Source organism: Streptomyces sp. NPDC029159, from assembly GCF_055564055.1.
In genome coordinates this window covers 62,843-78,729 of the sequence record NZ_JBVHWT010000005.1, presented here as the reverse complement: position 1 = coordinate 78,729, position 15,887 = coordinate 62,843, and the positions used below count along the sequence as shown (strand labels likewise).

General features: G+C 71.2%; 15 protein-coding genes. 1 reads left to right on the top strand and 14 read right to left on the bottom strand.

The annotated features are described in order from the left end of the window. Positions 1 to 65: 65 nt before the first annotated feature. The 10 genes from gmk to pyrR all read right to left on the bottom strand — a co-directional run bounded on the left by gmk (position 66) and on the right by pyrR (position 11,543). Complete coding sequence (gene gmk / locus ACZ4U4_RS12575) at positions 66 to 683, bottom strand: guanylate kinase (protein ID WP_467872303.1); 618 nt, start codon at positions 681 to 683, stop codon at positions 66 to 68. 38 nt (positions 684 to 721) lie between these two features. Next, a complete protein-coding gene (gene mihF / locus ACZ4U4_RS12570; protein ID WP_030278594.1) occupies positions 722 to 1,045 on the bottom strand; it encodes an integration host factor, actinobacterial type in 324 nt (107 codons plus the stop codon). Between the two features lie 198 nt (positions 1,046 to 1,243). After that, on the bottom strand, positions 1,244 to 2,113 hold the full coding sequence (gene pyrF / locus ACZ4U4_RS12565) for an orotidine-5'-phosphate decarboxylase (RefSeq protein ID WP_467872299.1): 870 nt from the start codon (positions 2,111 to 2,113) through the stop codon (positions 1,244 to 1,246). After that, on the bottom strand, positions 2,110 to 3,216 hold the full coding sequence (locus ACZ4U4_RS12560) for a quinone-dependent dihydroorotate dehydrogenase (RefSeq protein WP_467873110.1): 1,107 nt from the start codon (positions 3,214 to 3,216) through the stop codon (positions 2,110 to 2,112). The genes pyrF and ACZ4U4_RS12560 overlap by 4 nt, the downstream gene beginning before the upstream one ends. Positions 3,217 to 3,503: 287 nt before the next feature. Continuing rightward, positions 3,504 to 6,812 (bottom strand): carbamoyl-phosphate synthase large subunit, encoded by a 3,309-nt coding sequence (carB, locus tag ACZ4U4_RS12555; protein ID WP_467872297.1) that lies wholly within the window; start codon positions 6,810 to 6,812, stop codon positions 3,504 to 3,506. Then, the gene (carA, locus tag ACZ4U4_RS12550) at positions 6,805 to 7,944 is read right to left on the bottom strand and encodes a glutamine-hydrolyzing carbamoyl-phosphate synthase small subunit (RefSeq protein WP_467872295.1); all 1,140 of its coding nucleotides are present in this window, start codon (positions 7,942 to 7,944) and stop codon (positions 6,805 to 6,807) included. Before carA ends, carB begins: the two co-directional genes overlap by 8 nt. Further along, positions 7,941 to 8,534 (bottom strand): PH-like domain-containing protein, encoded by a 594-nt coding sequence (locus tag ACZ4U4_RS12545; protein WP_467872293.1) that lies wholly within the window; start codon positions 8,532 to 8,534, stop codon positions 7,941 to 7,943. Before ACZ4U4_RS12545 ends, carA begins: the two co-directional genes overlap by 4 nt. Further along, positions 8,531 to 9,817 (bottom strand): dihydroorotase, encoded by a 1,287-nt coding sequence (locus tag ACZ4U4_RS12540; RefSeq protein WP_467872291.1) that lies wholly within the window; start codon positions 9,815 to 9,817, stop codon positions 8,531 to 8,533. The genes ACZ4U4_RS12545 and ACZ4U4_RS12540 overlap by 4 nt, the downstream gene beginning before the upstream one ends. A 2-nt stretch (positions 9,818 to 9,819) precedes the next feature. Further along, positions 9,820 to 10,803 carry an aspartate carbamoyltransferase catalytic subunit gene (locus ACZ4U4_RS12535; RefSeq protein ID WP_467872290.1) on the bottom strand — a complete coding sequence of 328 codons (984 nt, stop codon included), beginning with the start codon at positions 10,801 to 10,803 and terminating at the stop codon, positions 9,820 to 9,822. Positions 10,804 to 10,901: 98 nt separating this feature from the next. Then, entirely contained in the window at positions 10,902 to 11,543 is a 642-nt protein-coding gene (pyrR, locus tag ACZ4U4_RS12530) for a bifunctional pyr operon transcriptional regulator/uracil phosphoribosyltransferase PyrR (protein ID WP_467872288.1), read from the bottom strand. Between the two features lie 228 nt (positions 11,544 to 11,771). Here pyrR and bldD point away from each other — a divergent pair, with 228 nt between their 5' ends. After that, the gene (gene bldD / locus ACZ4U4_RS12525; RefSeq protein ID WP_030278578.1) at positions 11,772 to 12,272 is read left to right on the top strand and encodes a transcriptional regulator BldD; all 501 of its coding nucleotides are present in this window, start codon (positions 11,772 to 11,774) and stop codon (positions 12,270 to 12,272) included. A gap of 212 nt (positions 12,273 to 12,484) precedes the next feature. Here bldD and nusB read toward each other — a convergent pair whose 3' ends face one another. The 4 genes from nusB to ACZ4U4_RS12505 form a co-directional block, all read right to left on the bottom strand. Next, positions 12,485 to 12,919, bottom strand: a complete 435-nt coding sequence (nusB, locus tag ACZ4U4_RS12520; protein ID WP_399093847.1) for a transcription antitermination factor NusB — start codon at positions 12,917 to 12,919, stop codon at positions 12,485 to 12,487. Between the two features lie 2 nt (positions 12,920 to 12,921). Further along, positions 12,922 to 13,488, bottom strand: a complete 567-nt coding sequence (gene efp / locus ACZ4U4_RS12515) for an elongation factor P (protein WP_467872286.1) — start codon at positions 13,486 to 13,488, stop codon at positions 12,922 to 12,924. Positions 13,489 to 13,554: 66 nt separating this feature from the next. Continuing rightward, positions 13,555 to 14,661 (bottom strand): M24 family metallopeptidase, encoded by a 1,107-nt coding sequence (locus tag ACZ4U4_RS12510; RefSeq protein ID WP_467872285.1) that lies wholly within the window; start codon positions 14,659 to 14,661, stop codon positions 13,555 to 13,557. A 103-nt stretch (positions 14,662 to 14,764) separates the two neighbouring features. After that, on the bottom strand, positions 14,765 to 15,709 hold the full coding sequence (locus ACZ4U4_RS12505) for an AAA family ATPase (RefSeq protein WP_467872283.1): 945 nt from the start codon (positions 15,707 to 15,709) through the stop codon (positions 14,765 to 14,767). Between the last annotated feature and the right edge of the window lie 178 nt (positions 15,710 to 15,887).

Sequence of the window (15,887 nt, the reverse complement as noted above, 5' to 3'; positions counted from 1 at the left end):
TCCGAAGGGGTGTGAAGCCGGTGGTGAAGCAAAAACTCTGGCGGGGGTCGGGGAGATCCGCGGCGTCAGCCTGCGGTCTTTCCGTCCCCATTACGCCGCAGCATCAAGGCTAGCAGCTCACGGCTGACGCCCTCGACGGAGGTGTTGACGAGCGTCACATCGAATTCCTTCTCCGCGGCCAGCTCGATACGCGCGGCGTCCAGCCGGCGTTCGATCACGTCGGGAGCCTCGGTGCCGCGGCCGGTGAGGCGGCGGACCAGCTCGTCCCAGCTCGGCGGGGCGAGAAAGACGAGCTGCGCCTCCGCCATCGATTCGCGCACCTGGCGGGCGCCCTGCAGATCGATTTCCAGCAGGACGGGCTCGCCCGACTCCAGCCGGTCGAGCACCGCGCGGCGCGGGGTGCCGTAGCGATTACCCGCGAATTCCGCCCATTCCAGGAGTTCACCGTTGGCGATCATCTTGTCGAATTCCTCGTCGTCGACGAAGAAGTACTGAACGCCGTGCTGTTCTCCGGGACGGGGCTTACGGGTCGTCGCCGAAACCGAGAGCCAGATCTCGGGATGCACCTTGCGCAGATGGGCGACGACCGTGCTCTTGCCGACCCCCGAGGGGCCGGAGAGCACGGTCAGTCGCGGACGAGCGTCCGGGGGCACGGGGGTCGTCCCCCGGGATGTTGCAGCCATGCAGCGATTATTCCAGCTTCCGGGCTGTGCCGGAAAACTCAGGAAGCCGAGCCGCTGAACTCCCGCTCCAGAGCGGCGATCTGGTTGGAACCCAGACCGCGCACGCGGCGGCTCTCGGAAATACCCAGGCGCTCCATGAGCTGCTTGGCGCGGACCTTGCCCACGCCGGGCAGCGATTCGAGGAGCGCGGAGACCTTCATCTTGCCGATGACCTCGTTGCCCTGGCCCGCCTCGATGACCTCGTGGAGGGTGACGCCGGAGTTTTTGAGCCGATTCTTGACCTCTGCGCGCTCCCGGCGAGCCGCGGCGGCCTTCTCAAGCGCAGCTGCGCGCTGTTCAGGGGTAAGGGGCGGAAGAGCCACGCCTACGTCACCTCGGATGTAGAACTGTCGGATACGGACCGGTGTGGAACCTAGTCGCCCCGCACGGGCGGAGCAACGAGCAACGCTCTTACGTGCGGTGCTCTCGTCGGAGACTAGCGGCCGACAGCGCCTGAGTCAGCGAGAACAGACGAAAAGTCCTGGTCAGACTCTGCTGACCAGGACAAATCGGGATGAAATCTACCGCCGAGCCTCCTGCTGATCGATTGCCGCCCGCACCTCGTCGGCACACCGGGCCGCCGCGTCCCGCAGCGCGCCGGTGTCCGGACCCTGCCGCAGCACCCCCCGGCTGACGCTCGGCAGCACGTTGCGGACCGCGTCCCCGAAGACGGTGGGCAGGTCGGCGGGGGTCGCGCCCTGGGCGCCGATGCCGGGCGCCAGCAGCGGACCGTTGATCGCCAGATCGAAGGCGGAGAGATCGCCGAGGGTCGCACCGACCACCGCGCCGTACGAGCCCAGGCCCTCGGCCGTGGCGTTCTCCTCGGCGAGGTGGCCCAACACGGTGGCCGCGACACTCCGGCCGTCCTCGCGCACCGCCCGCTGGAACTCCGCACCCTCCGGGTTGGAGGTCAGCGCGAGTGCGAAGACGCCGCAGCCGTGGGTGGCGGCCAGGTCCAGGGCCGGGCGCAGCGAGCCGTAGCCGAGGTACGGGCTGACCGTCACCGCGTCCGAGAAGAGCGGCGAGGCCGGGTCGAGGTGGGTGGCGGCGTAGGCGGCCATGGTGGAACCGATGTCGCCGCGCTTGGCGTCCATCAGGACGAGCGCACCGCGTTCGCGCGCCTCGGCGACGGCGGTCTCCAGGACGGCGAGGCCGCGGGAGCCGAAGCGCTCGAAGAACGCGGACTGCGGCTTGAGGACCGCGACGCGGTCGCCGAGCGCCTCGACGACGGTACGGGTGAAGCGGGCCAGCCCGGCGACGTCGTCGTTCAGCCCCCAGTCGGCGAGGAGGGAGGCGTGCGGGTCGATCCCGACGCAGAGCGGGCCGCGCTCGTCCATGGCGCGGCGCAGGCGCGCGCCGAAGGGTGCCGGGGTGGTGTCCTGGATCGTCATGCGGTCACCTGCTCGCGCTCGGCGCCGACCGCGTCGGCGAGGGTGGCGTAAGGGCTGTTGCGCAGCCGGGCGGCGAGCCCCTTGTGGAGCGCGCGGCACCAGAAGGGACCCTCGTAGATGAAGGCGCTGTAGCCCTGGATCAGGGTGGCGCCGGCGAGGATGCGCTGCCAGGCGTCCTCGGCGGTGGTGATGCCGCCGACGCCGACGAGGGTGATCCGGTCGCCGACGCGGGCGTAGAGGCGGCGCAGCACCTCCAGGGAGCGGTCCTTGACGGGTGCGCCGGACAGCCCGCCGGCCTCGTTGACCAGCGCCGGGTCGGACTTGAGGGCCGGGTCGCGGGCGATGGTGGTGTTGGTGGCGATGATGCCGTCCAGGCCCAGTTCGAGGGCGAGGTCGGCGACGGCGTCGATGTCCGCGTCGGCGAGGTCCGGGGCGATCTTGACCAGCAGCGGGACGCGGCGGTCGGTGACCGTACGGTCGGCGGCCTCGCGGACGGCGGTCAGCAGCGGGCGGAGGTGATCGACCGCCTGGAGGTTGCGCAGCCCCGGGGTGTTCGGGGACGAGACGTTGACGACGAGGTAGTCGGCGTGCGCGGCGAGGCGCTCGGTGGAGGTGACGTAGTCGCCGACCGCCTCCTCCTCGGGGACCACCTTGGTCTTGCCGATGTTGACGCCGAGGGTGGTGCGGAAGACCGGGGTGCGGGCGGCGAGGCGGTCCGCGACGGCGGCCGAACCGTCGTTGTTGAAGCCCATGCGGTTGATCAGCGCGCGATCCGGGACGAGCCGGAAGAGGCGCTTCTTGGGGTTGCCGGGCTGCGGCTGTGCGGTGACGGTGCCGATCTCGACGTGGTCGAAGCCGAGCATCGCCATGCCGTCGATGGCGGTGGCGTTCTTGTCGAAGCCGGCGGCGAGGCCGAACGGGCCGTGCATCCGGCGGCCGAGCGCCTCGGTGCGCAGCTCCTTGTAGCGGGGCGCGAGCGCCGCCGCGGCGAAGGTCCGCAGGACGGGCGTGCGGGCGGCGGCCCGGATCCAGCCGAAGGCCAGGTGGTGGGCCTTCTCGGGATCCATGCGCTGGAAGATCAGGCGGAAGAACGTCTTGTACATGGTGGTGTCCTCGTGGGGCTCCGGAGCGGCGGTGCTCATGACCAAGGCCTGTCCCGCAATCCCTGGCGGATCAGCGCGCGGCGTCAGATGCGGTGCATCGCAAGGCGGAGGAGCGTCCGCATACCGGGTGTATGTGGACGTTCCGACAACGCGGCGAGGATGGGGCCTCCCCTGCTTGAGCGCAGTCGAGAGCTTGGGGAAGTAGCTGGCGTCGTGCGCCCGCCAGGGATTGCGGGACAGGCCTTAGGGGGACACCGGTGTGCGGTGTCCCCCTCGTGGGCCTGGTGTCAGTCGCGGGCGGCGGTCAGGTGCTCCGCGTGCTCCTGGAGGGAGCGGACCCCGACGTCGCCGCGGGACATCGCCTCGATGCCCTGGACGGCGGCGGCGAGCGCCTGGACGGTGGTGAGGCAAGGCACGCCCCGGGAGACCGCCGCGGTGCGGATGTCGTAGCCGTCGAGGCGGCCACCGGTCCCGTAGGGGGTGTTGACGATGAGGTCGACGCCGCCGTCGTGGATCAGCTGGACGATCGTCTTCTCACCGTTCGGGCCCTCGCCCTCGGAGTGCTTGCGGACCACGGTGGCGCTGATGCCGTTGCGGCGCAGCACCTCGGCGGTGCCGGAGGTGGCGAGCAGTTCGAAGCCGTGGGCGACGAGCTCCCGGGCGGGGAAGATCATCGACCGCTTGTCGCGGTTGGCGACGGAGACGAACGCCCGGCCCTTGGTGGGCAGCGCGCCGTACGCACCCGACTGCGACTTGGCGTAGGCGGTGCCGAAGACCGAGTCGATGCCCATGACCTCGCCGGTGGAGCGCATCTCCGGGCCGAGGACGGTGTCCACGCCGCGCCCGGAGGCGTCCCGGAAGCGGGACCAGGGCATGACGGCTTCCTTGACGGAGATCGGCGAGTCGAGCGGCAGCGTGCCGCCGTCGCCGGTCTTCGGCAGCATGCCCTCGGCCCGCAGTTCGGCGACGGTGGCGCCGAGGGAGATCCGGGCGGCGGCCTTCGCCAGCGGCACCGCGGTGGCCTTCGAGGTGAAGGGCACGGTGCGCGAGGCGCGGGGGTTGGCCTCCAGGACGTAGAGGATGTCGCCGGCCATCGCGAACTGGATGTTGATCAGTCCGCGGACCCCGACGCCCTTGGCGATGGCCTCGGTGGAGGCGCGCAGCCGCTTGATGTCGTGGCCGCCGAGGGTGATGGGCGGCAGGGCGCAGGCCGAGTCGCCGGAGTGGATACCGGCCTCCTCGATGTGCTCCATGACGCCGCCGAGGTACAGCTCGGTGCCGTCGTAGAGGGCGTCGACGTCGATCTCTATGGCGTCGTCCAGGAACCGGTCGATCAGGACCGGGTGCTGGTCGATGAGACCGGCGTGGCGGGTGAGGTACTCGCCCAGCGACGGCTCGTCGTAGACGATCTCCATGCCGCGGCCGCCCAGCACGTAGGAGGGGCGGACCATGACCGGGTAGCCGATCTCCGCGGCGATGGTCTTCGCCTCGTCGAAGGAGAAGGCGGTGCCGTACTTGGGGGCGGGCAGCCCGGCCTCGGCGAGGACCCGGCCGAACGCGCCGCGCTCCTCCGCGAGGTCGATGGCCTCCGGGGAGGTGCCGACGATCGGCACGCCGTTGTCCTTGAGCGCCTGGGCCAGGCCCAGCGGCGTCTGGCCGCCGAGCTGGACGACGACGCCGGCGACCGGTCCGGCCTGCTGCTCGGCGTGGACGATCTCCAGCACGTCCTCCAGGGTGAGCGGCTCGAAGTAGAGCCGGTCGGAGGTGTCGTAGTCGGTGGAGACGGTCTCCGGGTTGCAGTTGACCATCACGGTCTCGTAGCCCGCGTCGCTGAGCGCGAAGGAGGCGTGGACGCAGGAGTAGTCGAACTCGATGCCCTGGCCGATGCGGTTCGGGCCGGAGCCCAGGATGATCACCGCGGGCTTCTCGCGCGGGGCGACCTCGCTCTCCTCGTCGTAGGAGGAGTAGAAGTACGGGGTCTTCGCGGCGAACTCGGCGGCGCAGGTGTCGACCGTCTTGTAGACCGGGCGGATGCCGAGGGCGTGGCGGACCTCGCGGACGACGTCCTCCCGCAGATCGCGGATGCCGGCGATCTGGGCGTCGGAGAAGCCGTGGCGCTTGGCCTCGGCGAGCGTGTCGGCGTCCAGCTGGTCGGCGGCGGCGATCTCGTCGGCGACCTCCTTGAGCAGGAAGAGCTGGTCGACGAACCACGGGTCGATCTTCGTGGCGTCGAAGACCTCCTCGGGCGTGGCGCCCGCGCGGATCGCCTGCATGACGGTGTTGATCCGGCCGTCGGTCGGAACCTGCGCCTTGACCAGCAGCTCACCCTTGTCGCCCGGCTCGCCGGTGAAGGTGAACTGCGAGCCCTTCTTCTCCAGCGAGCGCAGCGCCTTCTGGAGCGCCTCGGTGAAGTTGCGGCCCAGCGCCATGGCCTCGCCCACCGACTTCATGGTGGTGGTGAGGGTGGCGTCCGCGGCGGGGAACTTCTCGAACGCGAAGCGGGGGACCTTGACGACGACGTAGTCGAGCGTGGGCTCGAAGGACGCCGGGGTCTCCTCGGTGATGTCGTTGGGGATCTCGTCGAGCGTGTAGCCGACGGCGAGGCGCGCGGCGATCTTCGCGATCGGGAAGCCGGTGGCCTTGGAGGCGAGCGCCGAGGAGCGCGAGACACGCGGGTTCATCTCGATGACGATGACCCGGCCGTCCTCGGGGTTGACCGCGAACTGGATGTTGCAGCCGCCGGTGTCCACGCCGACCTCGCGGATCACGGCGATGCCGATGTCCCGCAGGATCTGGTACTCGCGGTCGGTCAGCGTCATCGCCGGGGCGACGGTGATCGAGTCGCCGGTGTGCACGCCCATCGGGTCGAAGTTCTCGATGGAGCAGACGACCACGACGTTGTCGTTCTTGTCGCGCATCAGCTCCAGCTCGTACTCCTTCCAGCCGAGGATGGACTCCTCCAGGAGCACCTCGGTGGTCGGGGAGAGCGTGAGGCCCTGGCCGGCGATGCGGCGCAGCTCCTCCTCGTCGTGGGCGAAGCCGGAGCCGGCGCCGCCCATGGTGAAGGAGGGGCGGACGACGACGGGGTAGCCGCCCAGCTCGTCGACGCCCTTCAGGACGTCGTCCATGGAGTGGCAGATGTACGAGCGCGCGGACTCGCCGTGGCCGATCTTCTTGCGGACCTCCTCCACGACCTCCTTGAAGAGGTCGCGGTCCTCGCCCTTGTTGATCGCCTCGACGTTGGCGCCGATCAGCTCGACGCCGTACGTGTCGAGCGTGCCGGCCTCGTGGAGGGAGATCGCGGTGTTGAGGGCCGTCTGGCCGCCGAGGGTCGGCAGCAGGGCGTCCGGGCGCTCCTTCGCGATGATCTTCTCGACGAACTCCGGGGTGATCGGCTCGACGTAGGTGGCGTCGGCGATCTCCGGGTCCGTCATGATCGTGGCGGGGTTGGAGTTGACGAGGATGACGCGCAGGCCCTCGGACTTGAGGACCCGGCACGCCTGGGTGCCGGAGTAGTCGAACTCGGCTGCCTGACCGATCACGATCGGACCGGAGCCGATGACCAGGACGGACTGGATATCGGTGCGCTTAGGCACGCTGGCCCTCCATGAGCGTAACGAAGCGGTCGAACAGGTACGCCGCGTCGTGCGGGCCCGCGGCGGCTTCGGGGTGGTACTGGACGGAGAACGCCGGCTGGTCGAGGAGGTGCAGGCCCTCCACGACGTTGTCGTTCAGGCAGACGTGGGTGACCTCGGCGCGGCCGTAGGGCGTGTCGGAGACCTTGTCGAGCGGCGCGTCGACGGCGAAGCCGTGGTTGTGCGCGGTGACCTCGACCTTGCCCGTCGTACGGTCCTGGACGGGCTGGTTGATGCCGCGGTGGCCGTACTTCAGCTTGAAGGTGCCGAAGCCGAGGGCGCGGCCGAGGATCTGGTTGCCGAAGCAGATGCCGAACAGCGGCGTCTTCCGCTTCAGGACCTCCTGCATGACCGCGACGGGGCCGTCGGCGGTGGCCGGGTCGCCCGGGCCGTTGGAGAAGAACACGCCGTCGGGGGCGACCGCGTAGACGTCCTCGGCGGTGGAGGTGGCGGGCAGGACGTGCACCTCGATGCCGCGCTCGGCCATCCGCTGCGGGGTCATGCCCTTGATGCCGAGGTCGACGGCGGCGACCGTGAAGCGCTTCTCGCCGACGGCCGGGACGACGTACGTCTCCTTGGTGGCGACCTGGGCGCTCAGGTCGGCGCCGGCCATCTCGGGCGCCTGGCGGACCTTGGCGAGCATGGTGCCCTCGTCGGGCAGCGCGTCGCCGGAGAAGATGCCGACCCGCATCGCGCCGCGCTCGCGCAGGTGGCGGGTGAGGGCGCGGGTGTCGATGCCGCTGATGCCGACGACGCCCTGGGCGACGAGCTGCTCGTCCAGGGAGCGCTTGGCGCGCCAGTTGGACGGCGTGCGGGCGGGGTCGCGGACGACGTAGCCCGCCACCCAGATGCGCTGCGACTCGTCGTCCTCGTCGTTGACGCCGGTGTTGCCGACGTGCGGGGCGGTCATGACGACGACCTGGCGGTGGTACGAGGGGTCGGTCAGCGTCTCCTGGTAGCCGGTCATGCCGGTGGAGAACACCGCTTCGCCGAAGGTCTCCCCCACGGCCCCGTAGGCGCGACCGCGGAAGCTGCGGCCGTCCTCCAGGACGAGTACGGCGGGGATTTTGGTCCCCCTGGTGGAGGTCGTCATCGTGCGCCTTCCGTTCCGTTGTGCTCGGTGGTGCTGGTGGAGTGGTGGGGGCTGAGGCGGTTGAGCGCCTCGACCCATGCGGGGTGGTCGGCGGCCCGGTCGGAGCGGAAACCGGAATCGATCTCCGTGTCGCCGTGCGTCCAGGTGACGATCAGCAGACCGCCCTCGGGGAGGACCTTCCCGGCGATGCCCTTGTCGAGCCGGGCGCCGCGCAGGGCGTCCGCCGGGACGAAGAAGTCGGTGGCGCCGGGGCGGACGACGTCCAGGCCCTGCTCGGTCAGGGTCAGCTCGACGCGGCTGCGGGTGCCGAGGCCCTGGGCGACGATCCGGTCGAGCCACTGCCCGGCGGTGGTCGAGCCGTGGTAGCGGCCGGATGCCGTCAGCAGGGCCTCGCCCGGCTCATCAGGGCTGGTGGGAAGCGCGGGCAGGCCGCTTTGGAGCGTGCTGCGCCACTTCCAGCCCTGGCGCATCAGCCAGTAGACGAGCGCGATGAAGAGCAGAAGTCCGACGACCCAGCCGATCCGCGCGGCCCAGTCGGTGACCTCGGCGGACTTCTGTGCCGCTGCGGTGGTGAGGAGGTGAGGAGTCACGCCAGCTTCCCGTCGACGACCGTTGCCCGGCCCCGCAGGAAGGTGTGGGTGACGCGACCCGGCAGCTCACGGCCCTCGTAGGGGGTGTTGCGGCTGCGGGAGGCGAAGCCCGCGGGGTCCACGACTCCACGGTAAGCGGAATCGTGCAGGGTGAGGTTGGCGGGCTCACCGACCGAGACGGGACGACCGTGTCCGGTCAGGCGGCCGATGTGCGCCGGGCGGAACGACATCCGGTCGGCGACGCCCGCCCAGTCCAGCAGCCCGCTGTCGACCATCGTCTGCTGGACGACGGAGAGCGCGGTCTCCAGGCCGACCATGCCCATGGCGGCCGCGCCCCACTCGCAGTCCTTGTCCTCGTGCGGGTGCGGGGCGTGGTCGGTGGCGACGCAGTCGATGGTGCCGTCGGCCAGCGCCTCGCGCAGCGCCAGCACATCGGCCTCGGTGCGCAGCGGCGGGTTGACCTTGTACACCGGGTTGTAGCTGCGGACCAGCTCGTCGGTGAGGAGGAGGTGGTGCGGGGTGACCTCGGCGGTGACGTTCCAGCCCTTGGACTTGGCCCAGCGGACGATCTCGACGCTGCCGGCGGTGGAGAGGTGGCAGATGTGGACGCGGGAGCCGACGTGCGCGGCGAGCAGCACATCGCGGGCGATGATCGACTCCTCGGCGACGGCGGGCCAGCCGCCCAGGCCCAGCTCGGCGGAGACCAGGCCCTCGTTCATCTGGGCGCCCTCGGTGAGCCGCGGCTCCTGGGCGTGCTGGGCGACGACGCCGTCGAACGCCTTCACGTACTCCAGGGCGCGGCGCATGATCACCGCGTCGTCGACGCACTTGCCGTCGTCGGAGAAGACCCGCACCCCGGCGCGGGACTCGTGCATCGCGCCCAGCTCGGCGAGCTTCTTGCCCTCCAGGCCGACGGTGACGGCGCCGATCGGCTGGACGTCGCAGTAGCCGGACTCCTGGCCCAGGCGCCAGACCTGCTCGACGACGCCCGCGGTGTCGGCGACAGGGAAGGTGTTGGCCATGGCGTGGACGGCGGTGAAGCCACCGGCCGCGGCCGCCTTGGTGCCGGTCAGCACGGTCTCGGAGTCCTCACGGCCCGGCTCGCGCAGATGGGTGTGGAGGTCGACGAGGCCCGGCAGCAGGATCTGGCCGCCGGCCTCGACGACACGGGCGCCTTCGGCGCTCAGGCCCGTACCGATCTCGGCGATGGTCTCGCCGTCGATCAGCACGTCCTGCGGCTCGCCACCGAGGATCTTCGCCCCGCGGATCAGGGTCTTGCTCATGGTTACTTGCTCTCCTCGGTGCGGGCGGTGGTGGTGAGGGCGGGTTCGTTGCCGCCCAGGAGCAGGTAGAGGACGGCCATCCGGATGCTGACACCGTTGGTGACCTGCTCCACGGCGGTGCAGCGCGGCGAGTCGGCGACCTCGGCGGTGATCTCCATGCCGCGGTTCATCGGGCCGGGGTGCATCACGATCGCGTCCTCGGGCATCCGGGCCATGCGCTCGCCGTCCAGCCCGTAGCGGCGGGCGTACTCGCGCTCGGTCGGGAAGAAGGCGGCGTTCATCCGCTCGCGCTGCACCCGGAGCATCATCACGGCGTCGGAGGTGGCGAGGACCGCGTCGAGGTCGTAGGAGACCTTGCAGGGCCAGTTCTCCACGCCGATCGGCACCAGCGTGGGCGGTGCGACGAGGGTGACCTCGGCGCCGAGCGTGGTGAGCAGATGGACGTTGGAGCGGGCGACGCGGCTGTGCAGGATGTCGCCGACGACCGTGATGCGGCGGCCGGAGAGGTCCTTGCCGAGCCCGGCGTCCGCGCCGACCAGGCGGCGGCGCATGGTGAAGGCGTCCAGCAGCGCCTGGGTGGGGTGCTCGTGGGTGCCGTCACCGGCGTTGACGACGGAGCCGCCGATCCAGCCGGAGGTGGCCAGGCGGTGCGGGGCGCCGGAGTCGTGGTGGCGGATGACGACGGCGTCGGCGCCCATCGCCTCCAGGGTGAGGGCGGTGTCCTTGAGGGATTCGCCCTTGGAGACCGACGAGCCCTTGGCGGAGAAGTTGATGACGTCCGCGGAGAGGCGCTTGGCGGCGGCCTCGAAGGAGATCCGCGTCCGGGTCGAGTCCTCGAAGAAGAGGTTCACGACGGTGCGCCCGCGCAGGGTGGGGAGTTTCTTGATCGGCCGGTCGGCGACCCGGGCCATCTCCTCGGCGGTGTCGAGGATCAGGACGGCGTCGTCGCGTGTGAGGTCGGCGGCCGAGATGAGGTGACGCTTCATCCGGTTTCTCCGTGGGTGGGAAAGGCGTACGGGTATGTCCGTCGGGAGGGCAGGCAGCGGTACGGCCCCGGGCATGCCGGGTCCGTGGGGCGGCTGCGCTAGCGCTCGCCGGTCCGGGTGGGCCGCTCGGTCGCCGCGTCGTCGTCGGCGCGCGTGCCGAGCAGTACGGCGTCGCGGCCGTCCTCCTCGGCGAGCTGGACCTTGACGGTCTCCCGCAGCGACGTGGGGAGGTTCTTGCCGACGTAGTCGGCGCGGATCGGCAGCTCGCGGTGGCCGCGGTCGACGAGAACGGCGAGCTGGACGGCGCGAGGCCGGCCGATGTCGTTCAGGGCGTCCAGGGCGGCGCGGATGGTGCGGCCGGAGAAGAGCACGTCGTCGACGAGGAGGACGACACGGCCCTCGATGCCGTCACCGGGGATCTCGGTGCGGGCGAGCGCACGGGCGGGGCCCAGGCGCAGGTCGTCGCGGTACATGGTGATGTCGAGCGAGCCGACCGGGATGGCGCGGCCGGTGATCTCCGCCAGCTTGGCGGCGAGCCGCCGGGCGAGGAAGACACCGCGGGTCGGGATCCCCAGGAGCACCACGTCGTCGGCGCCCTTGGCGCGTTCGACGATCTCGTGGGCGATACGGGTCAGCATCCGCGCGATGTCCGGGCCTTCGAGCACCGGGCGCGCGGGCACCTGGGAGCGGGCGTCGGATGAGTGAGCGGATACGCGTACGTCGGAACTGCTTGCGTCCATGCGAAACGGACCTCCTTCTCCGCCTCACGGGACGGACCTTAAAGGACGTCGGGTTTACCGCTGCACAGGTTAGCAGGGCCGTTCGAGAATCTCCGGGCACCACCCCCTGGAGGCCCCTGCGGACTCCCCGGCTTGACGAACAAGGATTACGCTGCGTAACCTCACAGTGAGTTACCAGCCGCGCGGCGGTGCCGCATATCGATTCGATTCAGGTGTCTGGGGAGCTTTATGTCCAGCGAATACGCCAAACAGCTCGGGGCCAAGCTCCGCGCCATCCGCACCCAGCAGGGCCTCTCGCTCCACGGTGTCGAGGAGAAGTCGCAGGGCCGCTGGAAGGCCGTGGTGGTCGGCTCGTACGAGCGCGGTGACCGCGCCGTGACGGTGCAGCGCCTCGCCGAGCTGGCGGACTTCTACGGCGTGCCGGTGCAGGAGCTGCTGCCCGGCACCACGCCCGGCGGCGCCGCCGAGCCCCCGCCGAAGCTGGTGCTGGACCTGGAGCGCCTCGCCCACGTCCCGCAGGAGAAGGCCGGCCCGCTGCAGCGCTACGCCGCCACGATCCAGAGCCAGCGCGGCGACTACAACGGCAAGGTCCTCTCGATCCGCCAGGACGACCTGCGCACCCTCGCGGTGATCTACGACCAGTCCCCCTCGGTGCTGACCGAGCAGCTGATCAGCTGGGGTGTGCTGGACGCCGACGCGCGCCGCGCGGTCGCCCACGACGACCTCTGAGCCGTCCCGCAACAGCAGCAGACCGACGATCCGCCGTCCCGGAGCACCGGGGCGGCGGTTCGCGTTTTCCCGGCCCCCACACGGCCCGTACGGCGGCCGGGACCGGGGCTCGCGCACGAAGGGCCCGGGGGTACGCGAAGGGCCCGGAGCGCCTGTGCTGCGCGCTCCGGGCCCTTTCACGGGTGCCACCGGGTGAGCCCCGGCTTCTGCGGTTATCGCGTCTCGCGCCGCAGGCTCGGCTTCAGGTCCTTCAGCCGGCCCAGCAGGCCGTTGACGAAGGCCGGGGAGTCGTCCGTGGAGAACTCCTTGGCCAGCTGCACCGCTTCGTCGATGACCACCGCGTCGGGCGTCGCGTCCACCCAGATCAGCTCGTACGAGGCGAGCCGGAGGATGTTGCGGTCGACGACCGGCATCCGGTCCAGCGGCCAGTCGACGGAGTAGGTGTCGAGCAGTTCGTCGATGCGGGCGACGTGGTCCGCATACCCCTCGACCAGCTCCAGGGTGAACTCGTTGACCGGCGGCTGCCGCGGGTCGGTCCGGGCGTGCCGCATCCAGTCCGCGAGCACGGACTGCACGTCGGCCCCGCGCTGATCGGCCTCGAAGAGGATCTGGAAGGCGCGCTTACGGGCCTTGTTACGGGCGGCCACGGTTAGCTGTTCACCCGGCCGAGGTACTCACCGGAGCGGGTGTCGACCTTGATCTTCTCGCCCTCGGTGATGAAGAGCGGCACCTGGATCGAGTAGCCGGTCTCCAGCTCGGCGGGCTTGGAGCCGCCGGTGGAGCGGTCGCCCTGGACGCCCGGCTCGGTGTGCTTGATGGTCAGCTCGACGGCGGCCGGCAGCTCGACGTAGAGCACCTCGCCCTCGTGCTGCGCCACCACGGCCTCGAAGCCCTCGAGGAGGAAGTTCGCGGCCTCGCCGACGGCCTTGCGGTCGACGTGCAGCTGGTCGTAGGTGTCCATGTCCATGAAGACGAAGTAGTCGCCGTCCATGTACGAGAACTGCATGCCGCGCTTGTCGACGGTGGCCGTCTCGACCTTGACGCCGGCGTTGAAGGTCTTGTCCACGACCTTGCCGGAGAGCACGTTCTTGAGCTTGGTGCGGACGAAGGCCGGGCCCTTACCGGGCTTGACGTGCTGGAACTCGACGACGGACCAGAGCTGGCCGCCTTCGAGCTTGAGCACCATGCCGTTCTTGAGGTCGTTCGTGGAAGCCACGGTTGCGGAATCTCCTGGACTGCAGGTGGTGGGTACCGAGAAACCGCCCGCAGCGAGCCCGGTGGCTCACAGGGCGAGCAGCTCCTTGGTAGTGATCGTGAGTAGCTCGGGTCCGCCGTCCGCCTCGGGGCGGACGACGAGGGTGTCGTCGATCCGGACACCCCCACGGCCCGGGATGTGGACCCCTGGCTCGACGGTGACCGGCACGCAAGCGTCCAGTTTACCCATGGCCGCAGGTGACAACTGAGGGTCCTCATCGATTTCGAGCCCCACGCCGTGTCCGGTCCACGGCCCAAGACGCTCCCCGTGCCCTGCGGATTCCAGCAGATGGCGGGTCACCCGGTCCACTTCACGGCACTCCACCCCCGGCGCCAGCGCCTCCCGGCCGGCCCGCTGGGCTGCGAAAACAAGGTCGTACAGCTCGATCTGCCAGTCCGCGGGCGTGGTGCCGATGACGAAGGTCCGGCCGATCTCGCAGCGGTAGCCGCGGTAGTTCGCACCGAGGCCGACGCTGAGGAAGTCGCCCTCCTCGACCCGGCGATCGGTGGGCAGATGCCCCGGACGGCCGGAGTGCGGGCCGGTCGCCACCGAGGTCGCGAACGCCGGGCCGTCCGCACCGTGGTCGACGAGACGGCGCTCCAGCTCCAGGGCGAGATGCCGCTCGGTGCGGCCCACCAGGATCGACTCCAGGAGTTCCCCGAGGGCCTGATCGGTGATCTCCGCGGCGATGCGCAGACAGGAGATCTCGTCGTCGTCCTTGATCAGCCGCTGCGCCTCGACCGCGCAGGCCACATCGGCCAGGCGCAGCTGCGGGGCGATACGGCCGAGCGCCCGGTGCCGGGCGACGGTCAGATGGTGTTCCTCGACGGCGAGAGTGGTGGCCCCGGCCGTCGCCGCGAGATCGGCGCCGGCCACCACGGGGTCGCCGTCGCGGGCGGGCAGCACCGTGACGCGGACGTCCTCGGCGGGGCGCCCCTCGGACGGGTCGCCGGTCAGCGGGGCGCCGCAGAGCAGCACGTCCGCGGCCGGTCCCAGGAGAAGTGCGGCGCCGGCGGGCGCGCAGCCGGTGAGATAGCGGACGTTGGCGGGGCGCGAGATCAGGGCGGCGGTGGATCCGGTCGCCGCGCAGCGGTCCCGCAGCCGCGTGCGCCGGGCCGCGTACAGCTCGGACATATCCCGAGCTTACGGGCGAATCACCCTACGGGCCGGTCGGGAGCCGCCGGGCGGGGTACCCGAGCCGGACCGGCCGCCTCCGCCCACCGGCGCCGCCGGACGGTCACCAGCTGGGCGGCGAGGCGAGGCTGCGGGCGAGGACGTCGTCGAGCATCCGCGCGGTGGTCGCGACGTCGTGCTGGGAGTTGTCGATGATCGGCAGACCGGAGCCGTACCAGCCCGCCATCCGGCCGTGTATCCGGGCCACTTCCTCGTCGGAGAGGCGGCGGTTGCCGGTGCGGCGGGCGTTGCGCTCCAGGACGATCTCCAGGCCGGGCAGCAGCACGATCGGCAGCAGCCCCGGGCCCACATGGCGCTTCCAGCCGCCGAGGCCGACGACCGGGCGGTCGGGAAAGACGGCGTCGTCGAGGATGCAGGAGATGCCGTTGGCGAGGAAGTTGCGGGCGGCGAAACCGCAGGTGCGGCGGGCCAGGCGGTACTGCGCCTCGGAGTGGTCGTTCCACCCCTGCTGCGGGTCGGCGAAGCCGGAGCGTACCCATTCACGGACGTCGTCGAGGCTGATGTGTGCGGTGGGCACCCGGCGGCAGTCGGCCCAGTGGCGGGCCACGCTGGTCTTGCCCGCCCCGGCCGGGCCTATGAGCAGCACGGCGACGGCGGTGTGCGCGGCGTCGGGGGCGGCGGTGCCGACCGGGGGGCTGGGCAGCGCGACGGGGGCGCCGGGCGGCAGCTGGATGTGACCGGTGGACCCGGCGGTGCCCGTGGTGTCCCCGACGGGCGGTGCGGGCTGCTGCGGCGGCGGGGCGCTCCAGCCCGGCTGCGCGGCGCCCGGGTGTCCGGCGCCGGGGGACGCGGTGCCCGGCTGGCCCGCTCCCGGATGCCCTGACCCGGGAGGTACGGCGCCCGGGTGCGGGCCGCCCGGCGGTGCGGACGGGGACGGCGGCGGGCCCGGCGGGACGGGGTGACCGGGGCCGGGGGTCCAGCTCTGGGTCGCTCCCTGCTCCGGCGTCTGGTGACGGGGCGGCAGCGGAGCCCCCACTGCGTACTGCATCCGGTGGTCTCCGTCTCGTGGGATGGCCTGGGTGCGGTGCGCGGATGCCGGGCGGCCGGTCCGGCACACCGGGCGCCCGCCGGGCGGGCCGGTGCGGCGCCGTGGCCGCGGTCCGTGCGGTACTGCTGACGAACGGTACCGCCCCCGGCGGTCACGGTGTGAACGGCTAGGGGGCGGC